Source organism: Halomonas sp. FeN2, assembly GCF_020595105.1.
In the GTDB taxonomy this organism is placed as follows: domain Bacteria; phylum Pseudomonadota; class Gammaproteobacteria; order Pseudomonadales; family Halomonadaceae; genus Vreelandella; species Vreelandella neptunia.
Genome location: NZ_CP074200.1, coordinates 3,069,642 through 3,092,695, shown reverse-complemented (window position 1 = coordinate 3,092,695; position 23,054 = coordinate 3,069,642). Strand labels below are relative to the sequence as shown.

The window sequence follows — 23,054 nt, the reverse complement described above, 5'->3', positions numbered from 1 at the left end:
CATCTTTTTTCTGAAACCTCTGACCTTAGCGACGGCCAGCCTGTTCCATAACTTCTTTAGCGAAGTCGACTTCTTCTTTCTCGATACCTTCGCCAACTTCAAAGCGCGTAAAGCCAACCACTTCGCCGCCAGCAGCTTTGACGAACTCAGCAACCGTCTGGTTGGGATCTTTTACAAACGGCTGCTCGGTCAGGCTGTTTTCTGCCAGGTACTTTTTCAAGCGGCCCTGAACCATTTTCTCAGCGATCTGCTCCGGCTTACCAGCCATATCCGGCTGGGCCAGAATAATCGCTTTTTCCTGATCCAGCTGCTCTTGGGGCATATCGGCAGGGTGCGCAACCGCAGGGTTTATCGCCGCAACGTGCATCGCGACGTCTTTCGCGACTTGCGAAGTACCGCCAGTTAGCACGGTCAGAACGCCAATACGGCCACCGTGGACGTATTCACCTACTAAACCACCGTCAGCAGCGTTTACAACGATGGCACGACGTACACCGATGTTCTCGCCGATTTTCTGAACTAGTTGCTCGCGAGCAGTTTCCAGCTCGCCAGCCATAACGGCAGCGACATCTTCACTTTTGGCAGTAAAGAAAGCCGCAGCGATTTTGTCGGCAAACGCGATGAAGTTGTCATCACGAGCAACAAAGTCGGTCTCGGAGTTGATTTCAACCATTACGCCGTAGCTGCCATCTTCCGCTACACGCGTAACCACTACACCTTCTGCGGCGATACGATCGGCTTTCTTCGCCGCTTTTAGGCCGGAGCTTTTGCGCAGGTTTTCAATCGCAACTTCGATATCACCGTCGGTTTCGGTGAGTGCTTTTTTACACTCCATCATGCCGAGACCGGTACGTTCGCGAAGTTCCTTGACCTGAGAGGCGCTGATAGCTGCCATGAGAATTCACCTCTGAAATGGTTCTATGAGAGTTAGACGCAACACAGAGTATAGGCATGATAAATGACCATCATGTATCACGCTGCCCTATGTCTCTCTGTATTGCGAGGCCGGTATTGAGTGCCGGCAAATTCGTCCGCCCAGACAGTTCATCTGTAGCGGGAAAAAGGGGGCAAAGCCCCCTTTATCTTGATGCGGCATACCTGCTCGCCGCATCCACTGCTGCGATTACTCGGCGGCAGTGTTGTCTTCAGCTGCAGCGGCCTCTTCGGTCACTTCAACGAACTCTTCAGCGTTGGCTTCTTTGGCACGGCCACACGCATCCGCAATCGCTTTTACGTAGATCTGGATAGCGCGGATAGAGTCATCGTTGCCGGGGATTACGTAGTCAACGCCATCGGGGTTGGAGTTAGTATCCACCACGCCGATAACCGGGATGCCCAGTTTGTTGGCTTCGTTGATCGCGATGCGCTCGTGGTCAACGTCGATCACGAACAGTGCGTCCGGTAGGCCGCCCATGTTCTTGATACCGCCGATAGAGCGCTCAAGCTTTTCCTGCTCGCGAGTTGCTACCAAAACTTCTTTCTTGGTCAGCTTCTCAAAGGTGCCGTCTTCGCGCATGGTTTCAAGATCACGCAGACGCTTAATGGACTGACGGATGGTCTTGAAGTTAGTCAACATGCCGCCCAACCAGCGATGGTTGACGAAGTGCTGGCCAGCACGATTGGCTTCTTCTTTAATTACCTTGCTAGCGCTGCGCTTGGTGCCAACAAACAAAATTTTGTTGTTGGATGCCGCCATCTTCTCGACCACATCGATCGCTTCGTTCAGCGCCGGAAGGGTGTGCTCAAGGTTGATGATGTGAATCTTGTTGCGCGCGCCGAAGATAAATTTGCTCATCTTCGGGTTCCAGTACTTGGTCTGGTGACCGAAGTGAGCGCCTGCTTTCAGCAGGTCACGCATATTAACGTGAGACATGATAGAACTCCTAAAACTCGGGTTAGGCCTCCACGCACCCCATGGATCCGACCGTTGACCACGTTAGACGCTGCCAGCGGCACCCGGGACCATGTGCCGGTGCATGTGTGTTTTTAAGGCTTGATAGTAAGCATCGCGCCCGAATGTCGAGCACGCTGCGGATTCATCGCCCTGCCCTACTGCGTCCTTCCCAGCCAAGAAGCTCGGAATCACGATTGCAGGAAAGCGCGCGGCTTTATACCATAGATCATTGCCAAGATGAAGTCGCACCCCGTTTGACGGTCTTAAATTGCGCCATTCAATTTTCCATTCTGCATTCATATCGAGCATTCATGAACGTTCCTATCAAGACGCCTTCTGAAATCGAACACATGCGCGAAGCCGGGCGCCAAGCGGCTAGCGTGATTGAAATGATCACCCCCCATATCCAGGCAGGCATTAGCACGGGGGAAATTGACCGTCTCTGTCATGAGTATATTGTTAACGAGCTGGGCTCGACCCCTGCACCGCTGAACTACCATGGTTTTCCCAAAGCGACCTGCACGTCGATCAACCATGTGGTGTGCCACGGCATCCCCGACGACGCCAAGAAGCTCAAAAATGGCGACATCATGAACCTGGATATCACCGTTAAGACCACCGACGGCTACCACGGCGACTCCAGCGTAATGTTCGTTGTGGGTGAGACCATCCAGGGCGAAAGGCTGTGCCGCATTACTCAGGAGTGCCTGTATAAAAGTATCGAGCTGGTGAAGCCTGGCGTGCGCCTCTCAGAGCTTGCCCGCGTGATTCAAAAACATGCCGAAAGCAACGGCTACTCCGTCGTTCGGGACTTCTGCGGCCACGGCATCGGCGCCGAATTCCACGAAGAGCCGCAGTTTTTACACTACGACGGCTACGCACCGGATGCCGACATTAAGCTCGCCGCAGGCATGTGCTTTACCATCGAGCCGATGATTAACGTTGGCGGGTATAAAACCAAGGTGCTACGCGATGGCTGGACCGCCGTCACCAAAGATCGCAGCCTTTCAGCGCAGTGGGAACATACGCTGCTAGTGACCGAGGGCGGTGTAGAAGTACTGACCGCGCGTGGCGATGAAGACTTCAGTTTTCTAACCAACTGATGCTATTACACCACCACCGGTTTGAGCCGGACACCACGCTTTTCGACCTGGATCTTTTCCGTACCGAGCTTGCCGGCTCACGTTCGCCGGTAGCGCCCTTCAAGGCCGCGCTGCGCGAGCTACAGGCGCGCCTGGACGACCAGTTCCGCGCCGGTGCGGACATCCGCGACCTTGTGCGCGGCCGCGCCTGGTACCTGGATCAGCTACTGGCGATTGCCTGGGCGCAGCATGAGTGGCCCGATGATGGCATTGCGCTGGTGGCGGTCGGCGGCTATGGCCGTGGTGAGCTACACCCCCATTCGGATATCGATCTGCTGCTACTGCTGGAGCAGGACGACGACACCGCCTATCGCGAACCGCTGACCGCCTTTATCACCTTCTTGTGGGATATTGGCCTGGAAATTGGTCACAGCGTTCGCTCACTTAGCGACTGTGAGCGGGAAGCCGAAGCGGATGTCACGGTGATCACCAACCTGCTCGAATCTCGCCTGATTGCGGGGCCAGAAAGCCTGCGCGAAGCGATGCGTGAACGCCTCAGCGCCGAACACATTTGGCCCGCGGATCGCTTTTTTGAAGCCAAGTGGCAGGAGCAGATTTCGCGCCACTACCGCTACAACAACTCCGAGTACCACTTAGAACCGAACCTCAAAAGCTCCCCTGGCGGACTACGGGATATCCAGATGATCGGCTGGGTGGCCAAGCGCCACTTCGGTACCGAGCAGTACACCGACATCGTCGCCAACGGCTTTATGAATGATGCCGAACTGCGCATTTTAAGCCAGGGGCAGGCGTTCTTGTGGCAGGTGCGCTATGCCCTGCATATGATTACCGACCGCGCCGAAGACCGCCTGCTGTTTGACCACCAGCGCACCATCGCCGAAATGTTTGGCTTCCGCGATACGCCGGAACGTCTGGCGGTTGAGCAGTTTATGAAGCGCTACTACCGGCACGTCACCGCGCTGGCAGGACTTAACGATATGCTGCTGCAGCACTTTGACGAGGTCATCCTGCGCGGCAAAGAGGCGCTGGAAACCGTCAAACTCAACGAGCGTTTTGAGACCAAAGGCGGCTATATCCAGGTGCGCTCGCGGACGCTTTTCCGCGAGCGCCCTGCGGCGATGCTAGAGCTATTCCTGTTGATGGCCAAGCACCCCGAAATCGAAGGAGTGCGGGCAGACACTATCCGGTTAATTCGCGATCATCGCCACCAGATCGACGACCACTACCGGGAAGATCCGCGCCATCAGCGACTATTTATGGCCATTATGCGCGCCCCCGGCAACGTGCCCCGCCAGCTGCGGCGCATGAACCGTTACGGCATTCTGGGCAAATACCTGCCTGAATTTGGCCGCGCCATAGGGCTGATGCAGCACGACCTGTTTCACATCTACACGGTCGATGCTCACACCCTGCTGCTGCTCAAATTTCTGCACAATTTCCGCAAACCGGAAGCGAAAGGTGACTTTCCTGTGGCAGTGGCCTTGATGCAGCAGTTGCCCAAACTCGACCTGTTATGGATTGCTGGGCTGTTTCACGACATTGGCAAGGGCCGCGGCGGCGACCACTCGGAAATCGGCGCCCGGGACGTTGAGCATTTTTGCCAGCGCCACCACGTCTCGCCCCACGACACTAATCTGGTCAGTTGGCTGGTTGAGCACCATCTATTGATGTCGATGACCGCGCAAAAGCGCGACATCAGCGACCCCGATGTGATTCGTGATTTTGCCCTGATCGTGCGTAACGAAACGCGGCTGGACTACCTTTACGTGCTCACCGTGGCCGACATTAATGCCACCAACCCCACGCTGTGGAACGGCTGGCGGGCATCGCTGCTGCGCCAACTACACGCTGAAACCAAGCGCGCCCTGCGCCGCGGCCTGAACAATCCGCCCGACCGCGACGACTGGGTGCGGGAAACGCGCACCGAAGCACGCTCTTTGCTGCAGACCATCGGCGTTAATCGTGAGCAAATCGATCATCTTTGGGAATCGCTAGGGGAAGACTACTTCCTGCAGTACGCGCCCAGCGAAATCGTTTGGCAGACCCAGGGCATTCTCAATCACAACCAGTCACCGCTGCCGCTGGTGTTGATCAGCGCACCGACTGCGGACATGTCCGAAGGTGGCACCAAAGTGTTTATCCATACCCGCTCGGTGGATGACCTTTTCGCGGCTACCGCCGCTGCCATGGAGCAGTTGGGGCTCTCGATTCACGATGCGCGCATTGCGACCTCCCACAACGATTGGACGCTGAATACCTTTATCGTGCTCGACAACCATGGCCAGCCCATTCGTGACCCAAGCCACATCGAAGAGATGCGCCAACATCTGGTGGAAGAGCTTGATGACCCGGACGACTATCCGGACATCGTCACCCGCCACACGCCGCGCCAGCTCAAGCACTTCAAGGTGCCCACGGAGGTGCTAATTGAGCAGGATCCGGCCAATGAGCGCACGCTGCTAGAGCTAACGGCTCCCGACCGTCCCGGCCTGCTGGCCCGGGTGGGACGTATCTTTATGGAGCAGGACATCTCGCTGTCCGCGGCAAAAATCGCCACCCTCGGTGAACGGGTAGAAGACGTCTTTTTCATTACCACCAAAGCAGGCGAACCGCTGACCGACCCCGAGCGCCAGCAGCAGCTGCGCGAACGTCTGATTGAGGTATTGGGGGTTTAAGAAACAACTGCGTTTAAGAGTGCAGGTAACTAGGTGCCAAGGGCAGGTTGGAGCGAGGGTCTTTCGACATGGCCGGAAATTGTTCCCGACAATTCCGGCATTTCCGCCATCCATGGCGGTCAGATGTCGAAAGTAGCGCCCACGGACGGGATCACAGCGCCCTCGCGGAAACCTGCCCTCGGCACCGACAAGCCTGCTCGAGAACTCTGATCGCCCGGTTAGGTTTGAGCCTGCACCTGGGCTTGCCTATAATCGACGGTTTACGCCGCCAGCCATCAACGGACACATCATGAACGCCGACCTCGACGCCCTGCATCCCTACCCGTTTGAAAAGCTGGCTGCGCTGAAAGCCGACCTAACGCCTCCAGCCAACCTGGCGCATATCCCGCTGACCATTGGCGAACCCCAGCACGCGCCCTACCCAGCGGCGCTTGAAGCGCTGGTGGCGCACCAACTGGAAATGGCCCGTTATCCTGCGACCAATGGCCTGCCAGCGCTCCGACAAACCATCGCCAGCTGGGCAAGCCAACGCTTTCAACTGCGCGAACTCGACAGCGAACGCCACGTGGTGCCCGTTAACGGCACTCGGGAAGCCATTTTTGCCTTTGTACAGGCGGCGCTGGATCGCAGCCGCCCGGCGAAAGTCGCGGTGCCCAATCCGTTTTATCAAATCTACGAAGGTGCGACGCTGCTGGCAGGCGGCGAGCCGCTCTATTTAGACTGTACCGCTGAGAATAATTTTCGGCCCGACGTTAGCGCCGTGCCTGCCGCTACGTGGCGCGATGTGCAAATCGTCTTTATCTGCTCGCCGGGCAACCCCACCGGTGCGGTCACGCCCCTTGATGAATTTAAGCAGCTGATTGCCCTCGCCGACGCACACGACTTTATTATCGCCTCGGACGAGTGCTACTCGGAGCTCTACCTCGACGAAACAGCCCCACCGCCTGGGCTGCTGCAAGCTTGTGCCGAGCTGGGTCGTGATGATTACCGGCGCTGCGTGGTCTTTCACTCGCTCTCCAAGCGCTCCAACCTGCCGGGCCTGCGCTCGGGCTTTGTGGCGGGGGATGCGGCACTGCTCACCCCGTTTAAGCGTTACCGCACTTACCACGGCTGTGCTATGTCGCTACCGCTTCAGCACGCCTCCATCGCCGCATGGCAGGATGAGCAGCACGTGCGCGCCAACCGCGACGCCTACCGCGAAAAATTTAGCGCGGTCACGGAGGTGCTCGCCCCGATCATGGATTTTCCCGCGCCACAAGCTAGCTTTTACCTATGGCCTGCGGTGCCCGGTGGTGACGATATTGCCTTTACTCAGAGGCTGTTTGCCGAGCAGCACGTTAGCGTACTGCCCGGCAGCCTAATGGGACGCACGGGTGAAAATGGCGTTAACCCCGGCGCAGGACGTTTGCGCCTAGCGCTGGTGGCTGAATTAGCGCCCACCCTTGAAGCCGCCCAACGAATTCGCCATCTCGTCGAGCGCGGTTAACAACATTTTCTGGTTCAACATTCTCAGGAGGTCGTATGCTGACGCTGTATATCATCGATAACTGCGATACCTGCCGCAAAGCGCGTAAAGCGTTGGATGAAAAAGCGCTGCTGTATAAAACCCACGATCTGCGCAAAGATGGTCTCTCTGCGGCGCTACTAGAACACATTTTACATCGTGTACCGCTTGTGGAAGTCATTAATAAACGCAGCAAAACCTGGCGCGAACTTTCCGATGAGGAAAAAGATTACGACGCCAACTCGGCTCGCCAACTAATGATGAAATACCCCACGCTGCTGAAGCGGCCGCTGCTGGAAGTAGACGACTCCACTATCTTGGTCGGCTACAGCGAGGGCGATTACGACCAGCTCGGCTAAGTACTCAAGTGGCCAAGCGCTTAAGCAGCTAGATACATGAGCAACTAAGTACTTTAGCACCTAGGTACCTTGGCTTTACCCACTCCTCTTCACTACTTATCACTACAGGACAACTTCTTATGCTGAGCTTTGCGCTTGGAATCGGCACTCAAAACACCCAGGGCGACTGGCTGGAAATCTACTATCCGGCGCCGCTGCTCAACCCACCAGCCAGCCTGGTGGAAGCCGCTAAACAGGCTCTGGACGCCCCCCAAGGCAACGCCGCCATCAGCTTTTTGCCCGAAGACTGCACACGCTTGGCTAAAGCGTTAGAAGCCGCGGGGCACTCAGCCCAGGCAGAGCTTGCCGAAGCGCTCTCTGCCAGCCAGCGCCCGCTGGTCGCGATGTTCCTGGAGAGCGACGAAGCGCCACAAACCGCGCCAGAGGTGTATTTAAAGCTCCACCTGCTGTCCCACCGATTGGTCAAACCTCATGGTCTCGATCTTACCGGCATGTTTGGCCTGCTGCGCAATATTGCCTGGACCAACGAAGGCGCCATCGACATTGAAGAGCTGCCTACACGCCGCCTGAAGGCGCGTATGGCGGGCCGCGCGCTGTCTGTCGACTGTGTGGATAAATTCCCCAAAATGACTGACTACGTGGTGCCTACCGGCATCCGCATTGCAGACACCGCCCGCGTACGCCTCGGCGCTTATCTGGGCGAAGGCACGACTGTCATGCACGAAGGCTTCGTCAACTTCAACGCAGGCGCCGAAGGCCCCGGCATGATCGAAGGTCGCATCTCAGCCGGCGTAATGGTCGGCAAAGGCTCCGACTTGGGCGGCGGCTGCTCCACCATGGGTACTCTCTCAGGTGGTGGCAATATCGTCATTAAGGTCGGGGAAGGCTGCCTGATCGGTGCTAATGCGGGCATTGGCATTCCGCTGGGTGACCGCTGCACGGTAGAAGCTGGTCTGTACATCACCGCTGGTTCCAAAGTGACCTTACTGGATGATCAGGGCCAGGAAGTGAGCACCGTTGCCGCCCGCGAGCTGGCCGGACAAGACGACCAGCTGTGGCGCCGCAACTCCCAGAATGGCCGCATTGAGTGCTTGACCAATAAAAGTGCTATCGCCCTGAACGAGGCACTGCATGCCCACAACTAAGCCTGAAGGACTGTCGCCGACGCTCACGCTCGCCTTTGAGCTGCTCAGCCGAGCCTCGGTAACACCGGATGACGAGGGCTGCCAGGAACTCATGATCGAGCGCTTAGCAGCGCTCGGTTTTCATATTGAGCGGTTACCGTTTGGCGACGTAAAGAATTTCTGGGCGGTGCGCGGCCATCACGGCCCGGTGGTGGCTTTCGCGGGCCATACCGACGTGGTGCCCAGCGGCCCCTACACCAACTGGCAGTACCCACCGTTCGAGCCCTGCATTGATGACGAGGGCATGCTGTGCGGGCGCGGCGCGGCTGATATGAAAGGCAGCCTGGCCTCAATGCTGACCGCCGTTGAGCGCTTTGTGACCCACCACCCGGATCACGATGGCCGTATTGCTTTTCTGATCACCTCCGATGAAGAGGGCCCGGCAGTCGACGGCACTCGCGCGGTGGTCGAGCACCTGCGCGAGCGTAATGAACGCCTCGACTACTGCATTGTCGGCGAACCATCCTCGACCACACGACTGGGCGATGTGATAAAAAACGGGCGCCGCGGCTCACTGGGCGCCACGCTGCACATTAAAGGCGTGCAGGGTCACGTGGCCTATCCGCATTTAGCGCGCAACCCCATTCACCAGGCCATGCCAGCGCTGGATGCGCTAGTCAACGAACATTGGGACGCGGGCAACGACTTTTTCCCCGCCACCAGTTTTCAGATTTCCAATCTGCGCGCAGGCACCGGGGCCACCAACGTGATCCCTGGCGATGTGGAAGTGGTGTTTAACTTTCGCTTCTCCACCGAGGTGACCTCTGATGAGCTCAAAGCGCGCACGGAAACCATTCTCGACCAGCATGGATTGGAATATCAGATAGACTGGACGCTCAACGGCGAGCCGTTTTTAACCGCGGAAGGCGCGCTGGTTGACGCCGCCATTAAAGGCGTTGAAGCGGTGACCGGCGAGCGCCCGGCGCTCTCTACCAGCGGCGGCACCTCGGATGGCCGCTTTATCGCCACCCTTGGCGCTCAAGTGGTAGAGCTAGGCCCGCTCAACGACACCATCCACAAGGTCAATGAGCGCGTTCGCGCCAGCGATCTGGACGACTTAAGCCGGATTTACGAAGCGACGCTGCAAGCGCTGCTCTCCTCCGGCGAGGTAAACCTATGATGGAGCGTTACCCCGATATAGAGATTTACCTGGCCAGCGTGTCGCTTGATGCACTCAATGAGTGGTTGAAAAACACACTAATAGCGCCACCGCTGAGTCCTGCAGGCAAAGGCCAATGGAAAACCCGCGGCCAATACCAGGGCGACTGCGTGCCGGTATTGCTGGTAGACAAAGCCGCTGATGGCTTTGCCAGCCTATGGTTTGATAGCAACCACACGCCGTGGATGACCGACCAGGAGTGTGCCCAGCAGGCCGCAGAAGCGCTGCAAACCGAAATACGTTGTTCACTGGGCGGCTGGCACCCCGGCGATGATCCTGACCGTTTCTGGCAAGTGCTGCCCGGTGGCAAAGAAGGGGCAATAGAGTGGCCCGACTCAGGGCGTTAATCGAGCTCTTTAAACGTAAACGACCCCGCCAAGGCGGGGTCGTTTGCTAACCAACTTTCAATTTAGCCAGCCGTAAGGCTCACTCAATAATACTGACATCGTCGGCCTGCAAACCACGCTCATTTTTAATCACGTGATAACGCACGATTTGGCCTTCTGCCAGCATACGCGGGCCACGACCACGAATGGCACGGAAGTGTACAAACACATCTTCGCCATTATCGCGGGTAATAAAACCGTAGCCTTTGTTGGTATTGAACCACTTCACTTCACCCTCTTCGCGGCCATCGTTAGGATCAATGATGTCTTCCTCTTCATCATCCTCCATAGGGGCGGCCGCTTGGGGTTGGCGCGGTGCTGGCTTGGGACGAACCACAGCATCGGACGCCACCACGATTGAGGGCGCAAAAGCGGCAGACGCTAATGTGCCAATACACAGAACAATAAAACTACCTATCGCAACGGCAATATAGACACCGCTAACTCCACTGATTGCCAGCTCGGCCATCCACAGCTCGGCGAGGGCACTATCGGTTAAATGAACAATCCCCGCCAGCAAAAGTGGCGTGGGGGCGGCAAGTAATACACTGATTAAGAAACAGCGAAACACAACTTTTGGGTTCATAGAAAAAAAAAGCTCTCTTGTTGTATGGGTAACAGACGAAGGACAATACCCGCACTATCAGGCCCATTCCCAATAGCACCGGCATACTACTACATAAGGCTGCAATGTTATCATGACCCACGAATTATCGCCTGTTGACCTGGCTCAACGTCTTGAATCTTTAGAGAGTCGCATAGCCCACCAAGAGCACTGGCTGGATACCCTGGATCAAGCGGTGGTACAACAGGAGCGCCGTCTGGAGAAACTGGAGCAGCTCAGCGGGCTAATGCGCGAACGCCTGCGTGAGCAGCACCAGGCACTCCAGGCAAGCGAACCCCAGGGCGACCAGCGCCCCGAGGATGAACTTCCGCCCCACTACTGAGCTAACGCCAGCCCCGGATGCGACTAATTAATTAGCCGCCGGCAGCTAGCGCTCAACAGCTTAGCGGCCAACAACGCTCGCAGGGTCAATACTTTCCAGCCCAAAGGCATCCGCTACGGCCTGGTAGGTGACTTGCCCCGCGTGCACGTTAAGGCCCGGCAGGAAGTGCGGGTCGTCACGCAGCGCCTGCTGCCAGCCCTTATCTGCCAGGGCGAGTACAAAGGGCAGCGTGGCGTTGGTCAGCCCCTGGGTGGAGGTACGTGCTACCGCGCCGGGCATATTGGCCACGCAGTAGTGCACCACCCCATCGACGATATAGGTCGGCTCGGCATGAGTGGTGGGCTTGCTGGTTTCAAAACAGCCACCCTGATCGATCGCAACATCGACCAGCACGCTGCCGGGCTTCATATCGGCCAGCATACTGCGAGTGATTAGTTTTGGTGCAGCGGCGCCGGGCACCAGCACCGCACCAATGATCATGTCAGACTCACGGGTGGCCGTTTCCAGTGCGTCTGCGGTGGAGTAAACCGTTTTGATGCGGCCCTGATAACGATCATCGAGTACTTCAAGCCGCGCTAACGACTTATCCAGAATGGTAACCTCCGCGCCTAACCCTAACGCCATGCGCGCAGCGTTTTCGCCTACCACGCCACCCCCGATCACGGTTACCTTACCTGGCGCCACGCCCGGCACACCGGGCAGCAGCACGCCCGCACCGCCCTGGGCCTTCTCCAGGCTATGGGCCCCCGCCTGCACTGCCATGCGACCCGCTACGGTGCTCATTGGCGCCAGCAGCGGCAGGCCACCGCGGGTATCGGTAATGGTTTCATAGGCAATACAGGTGGCACCGCTCTCCATCAGTCCACGGGTAAGGGGCTCTTCAGCGGCCAGGTGCAGATAGGTGAACAGCGTATGCTGTGGGGTGAGTCGCGCCACTTCGTCCGGCTGCGGCTCTTTCACCTTGAGAATCAGCTCAGCGTTGCGCCACAAAGCGTCCACATCCGCTTCTATTTGTGCGCCGGCGGCTTGAAAATCAGCATCGCTAAAGCCTGCACCTTCTCCAGCACCGGCCTGAACGCTCACCTGATGGCCGCGCCCGGCTAATTCCCGCGCGCCGGTAGGGGTTAAGGCCACGCGATACTCGTGATTTTTGATCTCTTTGGGGACGGCAATTTTCATTGGATTTTTCCTGTGCTTTTAAAGGTGAGTCATGTTGTTAAGCAAATTACAGCACAGCTAACGTTGATCACCACCCCAGGAACACAAAACAAAAAAAACGCCGGTTAAGGCGTTTTTTAGGAGAAAAATCTAGCGATTGCCGGTTCTACACGAAAAAATCCACTTCTTTCTTAGTCACTCCACAATAACTGCGTTGCCGTAGATACGTCGATACTCCTCAGGCAGCCGTTTGGGCCGCCCCGTTGAAAGCGCCACGCAGGCAAAGCGTGTACGGGCGTATAGCAGTGTTTTCGCATCGTTGACACGCACCAGCTGAAAACGGCGCGTGAGACTGAAGCGCTCGTCACAATCGACAATCCAGGTAGCCAGCTGTAGCTCATCACCTGCAAAGGCAGGCGCGAGGTAATCCAGCTCGTGGCGGTGAACCACCATGGCCCGGTCAAGCTCTCGGTAACGCTCGATAGAGAGGCCGAGCGCGACCGAGTGAGCCCAGCTAATCTGCTCAACCCAGCGCAGGTATTCACTGTTGTTGACGTGCTGATAAGCATCGATTGCCTCATCGGCCACGCGAATATCGATCACAAAAGGATCGGGCAGCGCCCACTCCATCGGCTAACTCCTGTGTACCTTGACTCCCCTGTACTCGGGCTTCGCTTACTCCTAGCCGCCTGAACTAGTCGCGGAACACACGCACACCCAGCGCCTTCAGGTAAGACGTTTCGGGAATAGCCGGATGCACCGGGTGATCAGGCCCTTGGTGACCTTGGAAAATCACCTGCCCGTGACGATCCTGATGGCGAACCGCCCCACGCACGACGTCCATTAAACGCTCGGGCGCCAGGTGCATGGAGCAGGACGCAGACAACAGCAGACCATCGCGACCCAGCAGGCGCATGGCCTCGCGGTTCAAGCGGGCGTAGGCGCGCTCACCGTTGGGAATGTCCTTGCGCTTTTTGATAAACGCCGGCGGGTCAAGAATGACCACGTCAAACTCCTCACCGTCTGCCTTCAACGCCGCTAACGCTTCAAACGCATCTCCCTCACTGACAGCTACCTTCTCCTGCACGCCGTTCAGCTCGGCGTTGCGGGCGACTTGATCCAGCGCCGGGCCTGAAGAGTCCAGGCACAGCACCTCTTTCGCACCATGAACGGCCGCCTGCACGCCCCAACCACCTACGTAGCTGAATACGTCCAGCACGCGCTTACCTTCCACATTGCGATTGATCCATTCGCGATTAACCCGGTGATCAAAAAACCAGCCGGTCTTTTGACCGTTCAGCACCGGCACCACAAAGCGGGCACCGTTCTCTTCGAGCACCACTTCGTCAGGCAGCGTGCCTTTGATGACGTCAACATGGGCCTCAAGACCTTCCTGACGACGGCCGCCTGTATCGTTACGGAAGACGATCACCTCGGGTTTGATGACTTTTTCCAGCGCATCGACAATCTCATCCGCCAGCGCCTGCATACCCGCGGTATTGAGCTGCACGACGAGGACATCACCAAAGCGATCGATCACCAAGCCTGGCAGCAGGTCACCTTCGCCGTGAACCAAGCGGTAGAACGGCTGCGCATACAGGCGCTGACGCAGTGCCAACGCTTGATTAAAGCGGTGTACAAACAGCGAACGATCCAAGCGCATCTCGGGGTCACGAGACATTATCCGGGCAGCAATTAACGAATGGGGATTCACATAAGCGACGGCCATCACTTTGCCATTGGAGGCTTCTACCAGTGCGGTTTCGCCTGCCGCAAAGTTTTTCAGCGGCGTCTCTTTGATATCCACCTCATTGGAGTAGATCCAAAGATGGCCCGCTTTCAGGCGGCGGTCGGCATTTTTATTCAGTCGCAGGCGTTGGGTCACAGCAATCTCCAAAAAACGTAAGCAAAGCAATACTTAAATAAAACGTAACTATTCAGTAGGTTTCAGGCTGTACTCGCCAACCTGCTGTTTCATCAGGCATAGATAGCTGCCCCCGTGGGAGGCAGCTTTAGCTCGCGACCCTCCAAGCTTCCAGCCGGAAGACACCAAGGGGTGCCTTCGGCACCCTTCGTCGACGTGTCGAACCAACGATAAATCGCCCTCCCACAAATAGCTTCTGGCTTAGTGCTGGCTATAGGGTGTTGTGGGAAGCAGCTTTAGCTCGCGACCCTTTAGGCTGCCAGCATGAGCTGAACAGTTACAATAAAACAGTAGCACTGATAGGTAGGCATTAGCGCTGACAGCCGGGGCAGAACACACTAGCACGCTGGCCAAGCGTAATGCGCCTAAGCTCAGCGCCACAGCGCAAACAAGGCTGACCGTGGCGACCATAAACATTAAGGCGCTGGGCAAAGTAGCCGGGCTCCCCCTGGCCACTGACAAAATCCCGCAGCGTGGTGCCGCCCTGGGTAATTGCCGCCGCCAGCACTTCTTTCACGGCCAGGGCCAAGGCGTCATAGCGAGCACGGGAAACTCTTCCCGCCGCACGGCGCGGATCAATACCGGCCATAAAGAGCGCTTCAGCCGCATAGATATTGCCAGCACCAACCACCACTTGGTTATCCATCAGAAACGGCTTTACCGCCACGCGCTTGTTACGCGAAAGCGTGTAGAGCCATTTGCCGTTAAACGCATCAGACAGGGGCTCCGGGCCCAAGTGAGCAAGCCGCTTATCCTGCGCTGCGTCTGTGGCCTGCCAATCCACAAAGCCAAACCGACGGGGATCATGATAGCGCAGCACGTAGCCGCTGGCAGTCACGACGTCCACGTGGTCATGCTTTTTAGGCAAGTCCCCCACCCGGGCAATCCGCAGACTGCCCGACATACCCAAATGCCATAGCAGCGTCGCGCTAGCGTCTCCTTCAAGCGCGCCACCCACCTGGATAGGAATCTGCAGGTATTTTGCCCGCCGCATCAACACTCCAATGCGCGCACCGACCAGCCGCTCGGCCAGATCATCGGGCACGGGCACACGCAGCCGCGGCTGACGAACCAGCACTTCGGTGACTTCCTGACCTTCAATATAGGGAGCAATCCCGCGCCGGGTGGTTTCAACTTCAGGAAGTTCGGGCATATTTAGATATCGTACCTGCCTGTAGTGACAGCCTAATGAAGGTGGTTTAGCGAAGCATGCGATACACGAAAGACATGCATGCAAAAACCCGGCTTGAGGCCGGGTTTTTGAACAGGCGCTCGCCTGCAGTGGAAGCTGATCAACATCGCAAAAGCGATTACTTGATCTTGGCTTCCTTGTAGATCACGTGCTTACGGATGACCGGATCGAATTTCTTGAACTCGAATTTATCCGGAGTGTTTCGCTTGTTCTTATCAGTGGTGTAGAAGTGGCCTGTACCGGCACTGGACACCAACTTGATTTTATCGCGCATGGTTTAACTCTCCCAAAATGCTTGGCCCAAAATACCTGGCCCAAAGGGCTTTGTATAATAAAGCTGGCTTAGATAGCGTCGCCACGCTTACGAATAGCAACCAAAACTGTGTCGATACCTTTCTTGTCGATGATGCGCATTCCTTTAGTGGAAACGCGCAGCTTGACGAAGCGGTTCTCAGACTCAACCCAAAAACGATGGGTGTGCAGGTTCGGCAAGAAACGACGACGTGTCTTACGCTGGGAGTGTGAAACGTTATTTCCAGTTACCGGACGCTTGCCGGTAACCTGACATACTTTGGACATTAGAGCCTCCAACTGCTTGGCCAGGATATAATAACCTGAGTGTTCAAAACTGTCGGGCAAACCGGAGCAGGGAAGGTGTCGACGCCGTTAACCGCCAAGCTTTATCCAAATCCGTTATTCAACCCAAGTTTAAAGGTGGCACTTTATACCAGAGCACCCGACTTACAGCAAGCAAAACCCACAAAAAAGGCTGAAAAGGCACTTTTTTGCTCATTTTACTTAGCCAATATTGCATAGAGCACTGCATACTGACGCTGCCTATAGCCAGCCGCGCTCGGCAAAAGAGATCACTTCTCCATCCCCCACCACGAAATGATCCAACACGCGCACGTCAAAAAGTGCCAACGCGTCTTTTAGCCGTTCCGTGATACGTCGATCAGCATCGCTTGGCTCCGCCACACCGGAAGGGTGGTTATGCGCCAGGATAACAGCGCCAGCGCTAAGTTCTAACGCGCGCTTGGCAACTTCGCGGGGGTAAACAGATGCGCTGTCTAGGGTACCGCGAAACAGCGATTCATAGCGAATAATTCGGTGCTGAGTATCCAAAAAAAGTACCGCAAACTCCTCATGCCCTAAATGGCGTAGCTGCGAACTCAGGTAGTGACGCACCAAGGCAGGTGATGTCAGCGCATTGCCTCGCGCCAACTGGCTGGCTAAATGGCGCCGCGACAGCTCAAGCGTCGCCTGGAGCTGAGCGTACTTGGCGCTACCTAAGCCACGGGCAGCACAAAAACTTTCCTGATCGGCCTCTAGCAGTTGGCGCAAACCACCGAAGCTGCTGAGTAAATCCCGCGCTAAATCGACCGCCGAACGCCCCTGCACGCCAACGCGCAAAAAAATTGCCAGCAGCTCGGCATCTGAGAGCGCCTGGGCGCCACTGTTTAATAGCTTTTCCCGGGGCCGCTCACCTTCCGGCCAGTGATTGATTCCCATAGCACCTCACCCGTGCTGCCCATCTCTGTCCATCGAAGCCAGCCTCAACACGCATCGCTTTACAGCCATAAGCCTCATTAAACCTAGCCTAACCTTGTTTGTGCCCAATATGCCAAATTGTTGGTGCCAATGGTATGGTAAGCCTCCTTACGAACGCGGATATGGATCACTGACCATGGCCTCTGCTGTTAACTCGACAAGCGCGTCGACGCTCGCCGGCAAACGCGTACTGCTCGGCGTCAGTGCGGGTATCGCTGCCTACAAAAGCGCGTTGCTTGTGCGCCTGCTCAAGCAGGTGGGCTGCGAGGTGCGCGTGGTGATGACCAACGGGGCCCAGGCCTTTATTACCCCGCTCACGCTGCAGGCGCTCTCCGGTGAGCCCGTGCGCACCTCTTTACTCGACCCCGAAGCCGAGGCAGGGATGGGGCATATTGAGCTGGCCCGCTGGGCGGATGTCGTGCTGATCGCTCCGGCGACTGCCGACCTTATCGCCCGCTTGGTGCACGGCATGGCAGACGACCTGCTCACCACACTCTGCTTGGCCTCAGAAGCGCCCAAATTGATTGCCCCGGCGATGAACCAGGCGATGTGGCGCCACCCCGCTACCCAGCGCAACGTAGCGCAGCTTGAGCATGATGGCTGGCAACTGATCGGCCCCGCCGCCGGTGACCAAGCCTGTGGCGATGTGGGGCCGGGGCGCATGAGCGAGCCTGAAGAGATTTTTAGCGCAGTTACGGCGCTGCTTGCAGCCCCTATCACCACAGTGCCTCACTCACATGCCCCCCATATTGTGATTACCGCTGGCCCTACCCGTGAGCCGCTGGATCCCGTGCGCTACATCTCCAATCACAGCTCGGGGAAAATGGGCTTTTCCCTGGCCGCAGCGGCAGTGAAGGAAGGGGCCAAGGTAACGCTGATTAGCGGGCCGGTTAACCTACCCACCCCCCAGGGCGTCACGCGGATTGACGTTGAGTCAGCCGAGCAGATGCACGCTGAAGCTCAGCGGCTAGCGCCTCAAGCGGCGCTGTTTATCGGCTGCGCAGCTGTCGCCGACTATCGCGCGGCAGCCCCTGCCGAGCATAAGCTTAAAAAGCAGGATGATAGCGACACACTCACCCTGACCCTGGTTAAAAATCCCGACATTATCGCCGGCGTGGCGGCACTGCCCGCCAAACAGCGCCCGCTGGTGATCGGTTTTGCCGCCGAAACCCAGGAGGTTGAGCGCTACGCACGGGATAAATTACAGCGCAAAGGGCTGGATATGATCGTCGCCAACGACGTCTCCCAGGCTGGCCTGGGCTTTGGCAGCGACCAGAACGCCGCATGGTTACTCTGGCGCACTCCACAAGGCGTCGAGAGCCGCTCAGAAGCTGCACAGCCGAAGACCCAGCTGGCCACCACCATCATCCGTCAAGCGCTCGCCCTACTACCCACAACAGCCCCTACGAAAACATCTGGAGAATCCCCATGAGTGCCCGCCCCCGCCTACAGTGCAAAGTATTAGATGAGCGTTTGCACGACTACCTCCCTGCCTACGCGACATCTGGCTCGGCGGGAATGGATCTGCGCGCCCTACTGGATGAGCCGTTAATATTAGCCCCCGGTGATTGTCAGCTCGTACGCACCGGCATTGCCATCTATATTGAAGATCCGGGTTTGGCAGGCATGATCCTTCCGCGCTCCGGATTGGGGCATAAACATGGCATCGTGCTAGGCAATTTAGTGGGTTTAATCGACTCTGATTACCAAGGCGAACTGATGATTTCGGTCTGGAACCGTGGTCAGAGCTCGTTTACGCTAACCCCCTTCGATCGGCTGGCACAGTACGTGCTTGTGCCTGTGGTACAGGCCGAACTCTCCTTGGTGGACGCGTTTGAAGACTCCTCAAGGGGCAGCGGCGGGTTTGGCAGCACGGGCAGTCAGTAACGAGTGGTCGCGCCTGTTTAGGAACCCTTTTAAGGAAACGTCTGTTTAGCTGGGAAGCCCTATGAACGCACAGTCTGTACCCGCTTCGATTTTTCGCGCCTACGATATTCGCGGTATCGTTGACGACACGCTCACTGAAGAGACGGTCGAAATGATCGGGCGAGCTGTCGGCTCTGAAGCCGCCGCGCGGGGCGAATCCAGCGTGGTAGTTGCCCGCGACGGTCGCCTTTCAGGCGCTCGGCTGCAAGCGGCGCTGATGCGTGGCCTGAACGCCGCAGGGCGTGACGTGATCGATATTGGCATGGTGCCCACACCGGTACTTTATTTTGCCACTCACATACTGGAAGGCACCCACTCAGGCGTAATGGTCACCGGTAGCCACAATCCGCCTGACTATAACGGCTTTAAAATTGTGCTGAGCGGCGAGACGCTCTCTGGCGATGCGATTACCGCCCTTTTCGAGCGCATTCAAACTGGCGATATGGAGAGCGGGCAAGGCAGCATCACCCAGCAGGATGTTCGTGAACACTACTTAGCGCGCATCTTAGGCGACGTTAAGATCAATCGGCCGATCAAGGCCGTGGTCGACTGCGGCAACGGCGTTGCCGGTGAGCTCGGCCCGCAGCTGCTGGCACGGTTAGGCATTGAGACCATCCCGCTGTTTGCGGAAATTGATGGCCATTTCCCCAATCACCACCCTGATCCGGGCAAGCCAGAAAATGTCCAGGATCTGATCCGCAAAGTGCACGAAACCAGAGCCGATATCGGCCTTGCCTTCGATGGAGATGGCGACCGTCTGGGCGTGGTTACGCCCTCTGGCAAGCTGATTTATCCCGACCACCTGCTCATGGTGTTTGCCACCGATATGCTAGCGCGCCAACCTGGGGCCAAGGTTATTTTCGACATTAAGTGCACCGGCAATTTGGTCAAAGTCATCAGCGAGGCCGGCGGCGAACCGGAAATGTGGCGTACCGGGCACTCGATGATCAAGGCGCGTATGCAGGAAACCGGCGCTCAGCTTGGGGGAGAGATGAGCGGGCACATTTTCTTCAAAGAGCGCTGGTATGGCTTTGACGATGGCCTCTATGCCGCCGCTCGGCTGGTGGAGATTCTCGCCAATCAAGCCGACGATGCTGATACTTTTTTTGCCAACTTCCCCCAAGATGTTGCCACACCGGAAATTAATATAGCGGTTACCGACGATAACAAATTTTCTCTGGTAGATAAGCTTGCTCGCGAGGGCGACTTCGGCGAAGGTATAAAAACAACTTTGGACGGCATTCGCGTGGACTACCAGGATGGCTGGGGGCTGTGCCGCCCCTCGAACACCACGCCTGCCCTGGTCATGCGCTTTGAAGGTAAAGACGAGGCCGCGCTAGCACGCATCAAAGCAATTTTTAATGACGCGCTTCTGCGCGTCGCGCCAGACATTGAGCTCCCCCAGTAGACAGATAGCTCTTCAAATAGCTTTTCAAATAACTCGGGGCTGGAGGGATCGCGACCACCTAGAAAGCGCGGCCCTCATCACTTAATCAGCATAAACGTTAGCAACATAATAAACGTTCGCAAGGGACAACCTCATGAGTTCAGCCAGTCGCGATCCCCAGGTCGTTGTGGAGGTGCTTTCCGAAGCCCTCCCGTATATACAGCAGTTCTCCGGCAAAACCGTGGTGGTCAAATATGGCGGTAACGCCATGACCGAAAGCACTCTAATCGACTCCTTTGCCCGCGATATCGTGTTAATGAAGGAAGTCGGCATCAACCCGGTGGTGGTGCATGGCGGCGGGCCGCAGATCGGAGACCTGCTCAAAAAGCTCAACATTGAGTCGCGCTTCGTCAACGGCATGCGCGTTACCGACTCGCAAACCATGGACGTGGTCGAGATGGTGCTGGGCGGCTTGGTCAACAAAAGCATCGTCAACCTGATCAACCAAAGCGGCGGTAAAGCGATTGGTTTGACCGGTAAAGATGGCTCACAAATTCGTGCCCGCCAGCTCAAGGTTGAGCACCAAAGCCCCGAAATGACGGCGCCCGAGATCATCGATATTGGCCATGTGGGCGAAGTGGAGTCGATCTCAACCGAGCTTATCGAGATGCTGGCAGCGCGTGATTTTATTCCGGTGATTGCACCGATTGGCGTCGACGCCGCAGGCCACAGCTACAATATCAACGCTGACCTGGTGGCGGGCAAGATTGCCGAAGCGCTCAATGCAGAAAAGCTGATGCTGCTCACCAATGTCGCCGGTTTAATGAACACCGAAGGTGAAGTGCTCACCGGTTTAAGCACCGCTCAGGTGGATGAGCTGATCGCCGATGGCACGATTTATGGCGGCATGCTGCCGAAAATCCGCTGCGCGCTGGATGCAGTGAAGGGCGGCGTGAACAGCTCGCACATTATTGATGGCCGTGTCCCCCACGCGGTGTTACTGGAAATTTTCACCAACGCTGGGGTAGGCACTCAAATCAAGGACGCGAGCTAACCGCGACGGAGGTCACATTATGAGCGAAGATCAAAAACCTCGCCGCCGCGAGCAGATTCTCCAAGCCCTGGCGCTGATGCTTGAGGAAGATAGCGGCAAGCGCATTACCACAGCCGCCCTCGCCCGCCAGGTTGGCGTTTCAGAAGCGGCGCTCTACCGCCACTTCCCCAGCAAAGCGCGAATGTTTGAGGGGCTGATCGACTTTATTGAAGAGAGCATTTTTGCCCGCATCACGCGTATTTTAGAAGACGTTCCCGACGCTACCTCCCGCTGCGGCACCATACTTGCGCTGCTGCTGGGCTTTGCTGAGAAAAACCCTGGCCTGGCGCGGGTGATGGGCGGCGACGTGCTCACCGGCGAAACCGCCCGGCTACGCCAGCGGGTCAACCAGCTGTTTGAACGCCTGGAAATGCAGCTTAAACAGATCCTGCGCGAAGCCGAACTGCGTGAAGGTCTACGCCCCACGATTCCAGCCTCTGCCGCTGCCAATTTGTTAGCGGCCCAGGCGGAGGGACGCATTTCCCAGTATGTGCGTAGCGACTTTAAGCGCCTGCCCACCGAACACTGGGAAGATCAGTGGTCGCTGCTGTCGGCCCACTTACTGCGCGCCACGGCACAACCAGCTTAGGCTCGCGTGCTGGCTGCACAACAAAAACCGGCTCCCTTTCTTTTAAAGGGGCCGGTTTTTTTAATGCAGAAAAGCCACAAATGGAGCGTTCAGTCTGGTCTTAGGCGACCATCTCTTCACCCATTTTCTGACGCAGCTTTTTCATGGCATTCTTTTCAAGCTGACGGATTCGCTCTGCACTGACGCCGTACACATCGGCCAGATCATGCAGCGTCTCTTTGCTATCAGCCAACCAGCGACGCTGAAGAATATCCCGCGAGCGCTCATCAAGCCCTTCGAGGGCAAGCTGTAAACGGCGCGTCGAGTCTTCCTCGAAGTTGCTATCTTCCAACTGCGTGGCAGGGTCGGAAGCGGCGTCGTCTAAGAAGTGAACAGGCGCTTGATAGGTGCTCTCTTCATCATCACCTGCCGGGGCATCATAGCCGGAATCGTAAGACGACAAGCGCCCTTCCATATCGCGCACAATCTCAGGCTTAACGTCGAGATCCTTGGCGATGGCGTCCACTTCGTCGTTGTTCAACCACGCCAAACGCTTCTTCGCACTACGCAGGTTAAAGAACAGTTTGCGCTGGGCTTTGGTGGTGGCAATCTTAACGATCCGCCAGTTGCGCAGCACAAATTCGTGAATTTCCGCTTTAATCCAGTGCACGGCAAACGAAACCAGACGAACGCCCTGGTTCGGATCGAAACGTTTGACGGCTTTCATCAAGCCAACGTTACCTTCTTGAATCAGATCCGCTTGAGCCAACCCATAACCCGAATAGCTACGCGCGATATGCACCACAAAGCGCAAATGCGACAGTACCAAACGACGAGCGGCTTCCAGATCGCCTTCATCATAGAGGCGATAAGCGAGTTCGCGCTCTTCATCGGCCGTTAATACCGAAATTCCATTGACTGCGCGGATGTAACCGCCCAGATCGCCGCCGGGCGAAAGCTGCCCCACCGGTAGAAGACTAGTGCTCATGTGCAGGTGGTCTCCCCTGTAACCCATCGTGGTTGACGTAGCACGTTATCAATAAC

Annotated in this window: 25 protein-coding genes; 13 read left to right on the top strand and 12 right to left on the bottom strand. The window is 56.9% G+C overall.

The annotated features are described in order from the left end of the window. Positions 1–25: 25 nt before the first annotated feature. The 3 genes from tsf to KF947_RS14335 all read right to left on the bottom strand — a co-directional run bounded on the left by tsf (position 26) and on the right by KF947_RS14335 (position 2,203). A complete protein-coding gene (gene tsf / locus KF947_RS14345; protein WP_133730957.1) occupies positions 26–895 on the bottom strand; it encodes a translation elongation factor Ts in 870 nt (289 codons plus the stop codon). A 228-nt stretch (positions 896–1,123) separates the two neighbouring features. Next, entirely contained in the window at positions 1,124–1,873 is a 750-nt protein-coding gene (rpsB, locus tag KF947_RS14340; protein ID WP_133730958.1) for a 30S ribosomal protein S2, read from the bottom strand. Between the two features lie 63 nt (positions 1,874–1,936). After that, complete coding sequence (locus KF947_RS14335) at positions 1,937–2,203, bottom strand: hypothetical protein (RefSeq protein WP_133730959.1); 267 nt, start codon at positions 2,201–2,203, stop codon at positions 1,937–1,939. Between the two features lie 2 nt (positions 2,204–2,205). On the opposite strand from KF947_RS14335, the gene map reads away from it, so the two are divergent. The 7 genes from map to KF947_RS14300 all read left to right on the top strand — a co-directional run bounded on the left by map (position 2,206) and on the right by KF947_RS14300 (position 10,225). Next, positions 2,206–2,997 (top strand): type I methionyl aminopeptidase, encoded by a 792-nt coding sequence (map, locus tag KF947_RS14330; RefSeq protein WP_133730960.1) that lies wholly within the window; start codon positions 2,206–2,208, stop codon positions 2,995–2,997. After that, positions 2,997–5,672, top strand: coding sequence for a [protein-PII] uridylyltransferase (locus tag KF947_RS14325; protein WP_133730961.1), 2,676 nt, complete (start codon positions 2,997–2,999; stop codon positions 5,670–5,672). Before map ends, KF947_RS14325 begins: the two co-directional genes overlap by 1 nt. 289 nt (positions 5,673–5,961) lie before the next feature. Then, a complete protein-coding gene (dapC, locus tag KF947_RS14320) occupies positions 5,962–7,158 on the top strand; it encodes a succinyldiaminopimelate transaminase (protein ID WP_133730962.1) in 1,197 nt (398 codons plus the stop codon). A 35-nt stretch (positions 7,159–7,193) separates the two neighbouring features. Further along, entirely contained in the window at positions 7,194–7,535 is a 342-nt protein-coding gene (locus KF947_RS14315) for a Spx/MgsR family RNA polymerase-binding regulatory protein (RefSeq protein ID WP_227404246.1), read from the top strand. Positions 7,536–7,654: 119 nt separating this feature from the next. After that, entirely contained in the window at positions 7,655–8,680 is a 1,026-nt protein-coding gene (gene dapD / locus KF947_RS14310) for a 2,3,4,5-tetrahydropyridine-2,6-dicarboxylate N-succinyltransferase (RefSeq protein WP_227404245.1), read from the top strand. Next, positions 8,667–9,839, top strand: a complete 1,173-nt coding sequence (gene dapE, locus KF947_RS14305) for a succinyl-diaminopimelate desuccinylase (protein WP_133730965.1) — start codon at positions 8,667–8,669, stop codon at positions 9,837–9,839. Before dapD ends, dapE begins: the two co-directional genes overlap by 14 nt. Beyond that, positions 9,836–10,225 carry a hypothetical protein gene (locus KF947_RS14300; protein ID WP_133730966.1) on the top strand — a complete coding sequence of 130 codons (390 nt, stop codon included), beginning with the start codon at positions 9,836–9,838 and terminating at the stop codon, positions 10,223–10,225. Before dapE ends, KF947_RS14300 begins: the two co-directional genes overlap by 4 nt. A gap of 79 nt (positions 10,226–10,304) precedes the next feature. On the opposite strand, the gene KF947_RS22190 is transcribed toward KF947_RS14300, so the two are convergent. Next, on the bottom strand, positions 10,305–10,850 hold the full coding sequence (locus KF947_RS22190; protein ID WP_133730967.1) for a cold-shock protein: 546 nt from the start codon (positions 10,848–10,850) through the stop codon (positions 10,305–10,307). A 112-nt stretch (positions 10,851–10,962) separates the two neighbouring features. Here KF947_RS22190 and KF947_RS14290 point away from each other — a divergent pair, with 112 nt between their 5' ends. Continuing rightward, positions 10,963–11,211 (top strand): SlyX family protein, encoded by a 249-nt coding sequence (locus KF947_RS14290; protein WP_133730968.1) that lies wholly within the window; start codon positions 10,963–10,965, stop codon positions 11,209–11,211. Positions 11,212–11,271: 60 nt separating this feature from the next. Here KF947_RS14290 and ald read toward each other — a convergent pair whose 3' ends face one another. The 7 genes from ald to radC form a co-directional block, all read right to left on the bottom strand. Then, positions 11,272–12,390 carry an alanine dehydrogenase gene (gene ald / locus KF947_RS14285; protein ID WP_227404244.1) on the bottom strand — a complete coding sequence of 373 codons (1,119 nt, stop codon included), beginning with the start codon at positions 12,388–12,390 and terminating at the stop codon, positions 11,272–11,274. A 174-nt stretch (positions 12,391–12,564) separates the two neighbouring features. Further along, a complete protein-coding gene (locus KF947_RS14280) occupies positions 12,565–12,999 on the bottom strand; it encodes an acyl-CoA thioesterase (RefSeq protein ID WP_133730970.1) in 435 nt (144 codons plus the stop codon). Between the two features lie 64 nt (positions 13,000–13,063). Beyond that, the gene (locus tag KF947_RS14275) at positions 13,064–14,254 is read right to left on the bottom strand and encodes a class I SAM-dependent rRNA methyltransferase (RefSeq protein ID WP_227404243.1); all 1,191 of its coding nucleotides are present in this window, start codon (positions 14,252–14,254) and stop codon (positions 13,064–13,066) included. A 349-nt stretch (positions 14,255–14,603) separates the two neighbouring features. After that, positions 14,604–15,446, bottom strand: a complete 843-nt coding sequence (gene mutM / locus KF947_RS14270; protein ID WP_133730972.1) for a bifunctional DNA-formamidopyrimidine glycosylase/DNA-(apurinic or apyrimidinic site) lyase — start codon at positions 15,444–15,446, stop codon at positions 14,604–14,606. Positions 15,447–15,603: 157 nt separating this feature from the next. After that, the gene (gene rpmG / locus KF947_RS14265; RefSeq protein WP_022520204.1) at positions 15,604–15,759 is read right to left on the bottom strand and encodes a 50S ribosomal protein L33; all 156 of its coding nucleotides are present in this window, start codon (positions 15,757–15,759) and stop codon (positions 15,604–15,606) included. Between the two features lie 68 nt (positions 15,760–15,827). After that, entirely contained in the window at positions 15,828–16,064 is a 237-nt protein-coding gene (gene rpmB, locus KF947_RS14260) for a 50S ribosomal protein L28 (protein WP_022520205.1), read from the bottom strand. Positions 16,065–16,322: 258 nt separating this feature from the next. Beyond that, the gene (gene radC / locus KF947_RS14255; RefSeq protein WP_227404242.1) at positions 16,323–16,997 is read right to left on the bottom strand and encodes a RadC family protein; all 675 of its coding nucleotides are present in this window, start codon (positions 16,995–16,997) and stop codon (positions 16,323–16,325) included. A 175-nt stretch (positions 16,998–17,172) separates the two neighbouring features. On the opposite strand from radC, the gene coaBC reads away from it, so the two are divergent. The 5 genes from coaBC to slmA all read left to right on the top strand — a co-directional run bounded on the left by coaBC (position 17,173) and on the right by slmA (position 22,031). Beyond that, a complete protein-coding gene (coaBC, locus tag KF947_RS14250; RefSeq protein ID WP_227404241.1) occupies positions 17,173–18,468 on the top strand; it encodes a bifunctional phosphopantothenoylcysteine decarboxylase/phosphopantothenate--cysteine ligase CoaBC in 1,296 nt (431 codons plus the stop codon). Beyond that, positions 18,465–18,923: a dUTP diphosphatase gene (gene dut / locus KF947_RS14245; protein WP_133730975.1), complete on the top strand. Its 459-nt coding sequence runs from the start codon at positions 18,465–18,467 to the stop codon at positions 18,921–18,923. The genes coaBC and dut overlap by 4 nt, the downstream gene beginning before the upstream one ends. Positions 18,924–18,984: 61 nt before the next feature. Further along, the gene (locus tag KF947_RS14240; RefSeq protein WP_227404240.1) at positions 18,985–20,370 is read left to right on the top strand and encodes a phosphomannomutase/phosphoglucomutase; all 1,386 of its coding nucleotides are present in this window, start codon (positions 18,985–18,987) and stop codon (positions 20,368–20,370) included. 133 nt (positions 20,371–20,503) lie between these two features. After that, on the top strand, positions 20,504–21,403 hold the full coding sequence (gene argB, locus KF947_RS14235) for an acetylglutamate kinase (RefSeq protein WP_133730977.1): 900 nt from the start codon (positions 20,504–20,506) through the stop codon (positions 21,401–21,403). 19 nt (positions 21,404–21,422) lie between these two features. Then, a complete protein-coding gene (slmA, locus tag KF947_RS14230; protein WP_022520209.1) occupies positions 21,423–22,031 on the top strand; it encodes a nucleoid occlusion factor SlmA in 609 nt (202 codons plus the stop codon). A 100-nt stretch (positions 22,032–22,131) separates the two neighbouring features. Here slmA and rpoH read toward each other — a convergent pair whose 3' ends face one another. After that, complete coding sequence (gene rpoH / locus KF947_RS14225; RefSeq protein WP_227404239.1) at positions 22,132–22,998, bottom strand: RNA polymerase sigma factor RpoH; 867 nt, start codon at positions 22,996–22,998, stop codon at positions 22,132–22,134. Positions 22,999–23,054: the final 56 nt, after the last annotated feature.

Excerpts from the sequence above, each read along its gene's own strand:
- tsf (WP_133730957.1), bottom strand. The coding sequence starts at position 895 with ATGGCAGCTATCAGCGCCTCTCAGGTCAAGGAACTTCGCGAACGTACC.
- rpsB (WP_133730958.1), bottom strand. The coding sequence starts at position 1,873 with ATGTCTCACGTTAATATGCGTGACCTGCTGAAAGCAGGCGCTCACTTC.
- KF947_RS14335 (WP_133730959.1), bottom strand. The coding sequence starts at position 2,203 with ATGCTCGATATGAATGCAGAATGGAAAATTGAATGGCGCAATTTAAGA.
- map (WP_133730960.1), top strand. The coding sequence starts at position 2,206 with ATGAACGTTCCTATCAAGACGCCTTCTGAAATCGAACACATGCGCGAA.
- KF947_RS14325 (WP_133730961.1), top strand. The coding sequence starts at position 2,997 with ATGCTATTACACCACCACCGGTTTGAGCCGGACACCACGCTTTTCGAC.
- dapC (WP_133730962.1), top strand. The coding sequence starts at position 5,962 with ATGAACGCCGACCTCGACGCCCTGCATCCCTACCCGTTTGAAAAGCTG.
- KF947_RS14315 (WP_227404246.1), top strand. The coding sequence starts at position 7,194 with ATGCTGACGCTGTATATCATCGATAACTGCGATACCTGCCGCAAAGCG.
- dapD (WP_227404245.1), top strand. The coding sequence starts at position 7,655 with ATGCTGAGCTTTGCGCTTGGAATCGGCACTCAAAACACCCAGGGCGAC.
- dapE (WP_133730965.1), top strand. The coding sequence starts at position 8,667 with ATGCCCACAACTAAGCCTGAAGGACTGTCGCCGACGCTCACGCTCGCC.
- KF947_RS14300 (WP_133730966.1), top strand. The coding sequence starts at position 9,836 with ATGATGGAGCGTTACCCCGATATAGAGATTTACCTGGCCAGCGTGTCG.
- KF947_RS22190 (WP_133730967.1), bottom strand. The coding sequence starts at position 10,850 with ATGAACCCAAAAGTTGTGTTTCGCTGTTTCTTAATCAGTGTATTACTT.
- KF947_RS14290 (WP_133730968.1), top strand. The coding sequence starts at position 10,963 with ATGACCCACGAATTATCGCCTGTTGACCTGGCTCAACGTCTTGAATCT.
- ald (WP_227404244.1), bottom strand. The coding sequence starts at position 12,390 with ATGAAAATTGCCGTCCCCAAAGAGATCAAAAATCACGAGTATCGCGTG.
- KF947_RS14280 (WP_133730970.1), bottom strand. The coding sequence starts at position 12,999 with ATGGAGTGGGCGCTGCCCGATCCTTTTGTGATCGATATTCGCGTGGCC.
- mutM (WP_133730972.1), bottom strand. The coding sequence starts at position 15,446 with ATGCCCGAACTTCCTGAAGTTGAAACCACCCGGCGCGGGATTGCTCCC.
- rpmG (WP_022520204.1), bottom strand. The coding sequence starts at position 15,759 with ATGCGCGATAAAATCAAGTTGGTGTCCAGTGCCGGTACAGGCCACTTC.
- rpmB (WP_022520205.1), bottom strand. The coding sequence starts at position 16,064 with ATGTCCAAAGTATGTCAGGTTACCGGCAAGCGTCCGGTAACTGGAAAT.
- radC (WP_227404242.1), bottom strand. The coding sequence starts at position 16,997 with ATGGGAATCAATCACTGGCCGGAAGGTGAGCGGCCCCGGGAAAAGCTA.
- coaBC (WP_227404241.1), top strand. The coding sequence starts at position 17,173 with ATGGCCTCTGCTGTTAACTCGACAAGCGCGTCGACGCTCGCCGGCAAA.
- dut (WP_133730975.1), top strand. The coding sequence starts at position 18,465 with ATGAGTGCCCGCCCCCGCCTACAGTGCAAAGTATTAGATGAGCGTTTG.
- KF947_RS14240 (WP_227404240.1), top strand. The coding sequence starts at position 18,985 with ATGAACGCACAGTCTGTACCCGCTTCGATTTTTCGCGCCTACGATATT.
- argB (WP_133730977.1), top strand. The coding sequence starts at position 20,504 with ATGAGTTCAGCCAGTCGCGATCCCCAGGTCGTTGTGGAGGTGCTTTCC.
- slmA (WP_022520209.1), top strand. The coding sequence starts at position 21,423 with ATGAGCGAAGATCAAAAACCTCGCCGCCGCGAGCAGATTCTCCAAGCC.
- rpoH (WP_227404239.1), bottom strand. The coding sequence starts at position 22,998 with ATGAGCACTAGTCTTCTACCGGTGGGGCAGCTTTCGCCCGGCGGCGAT.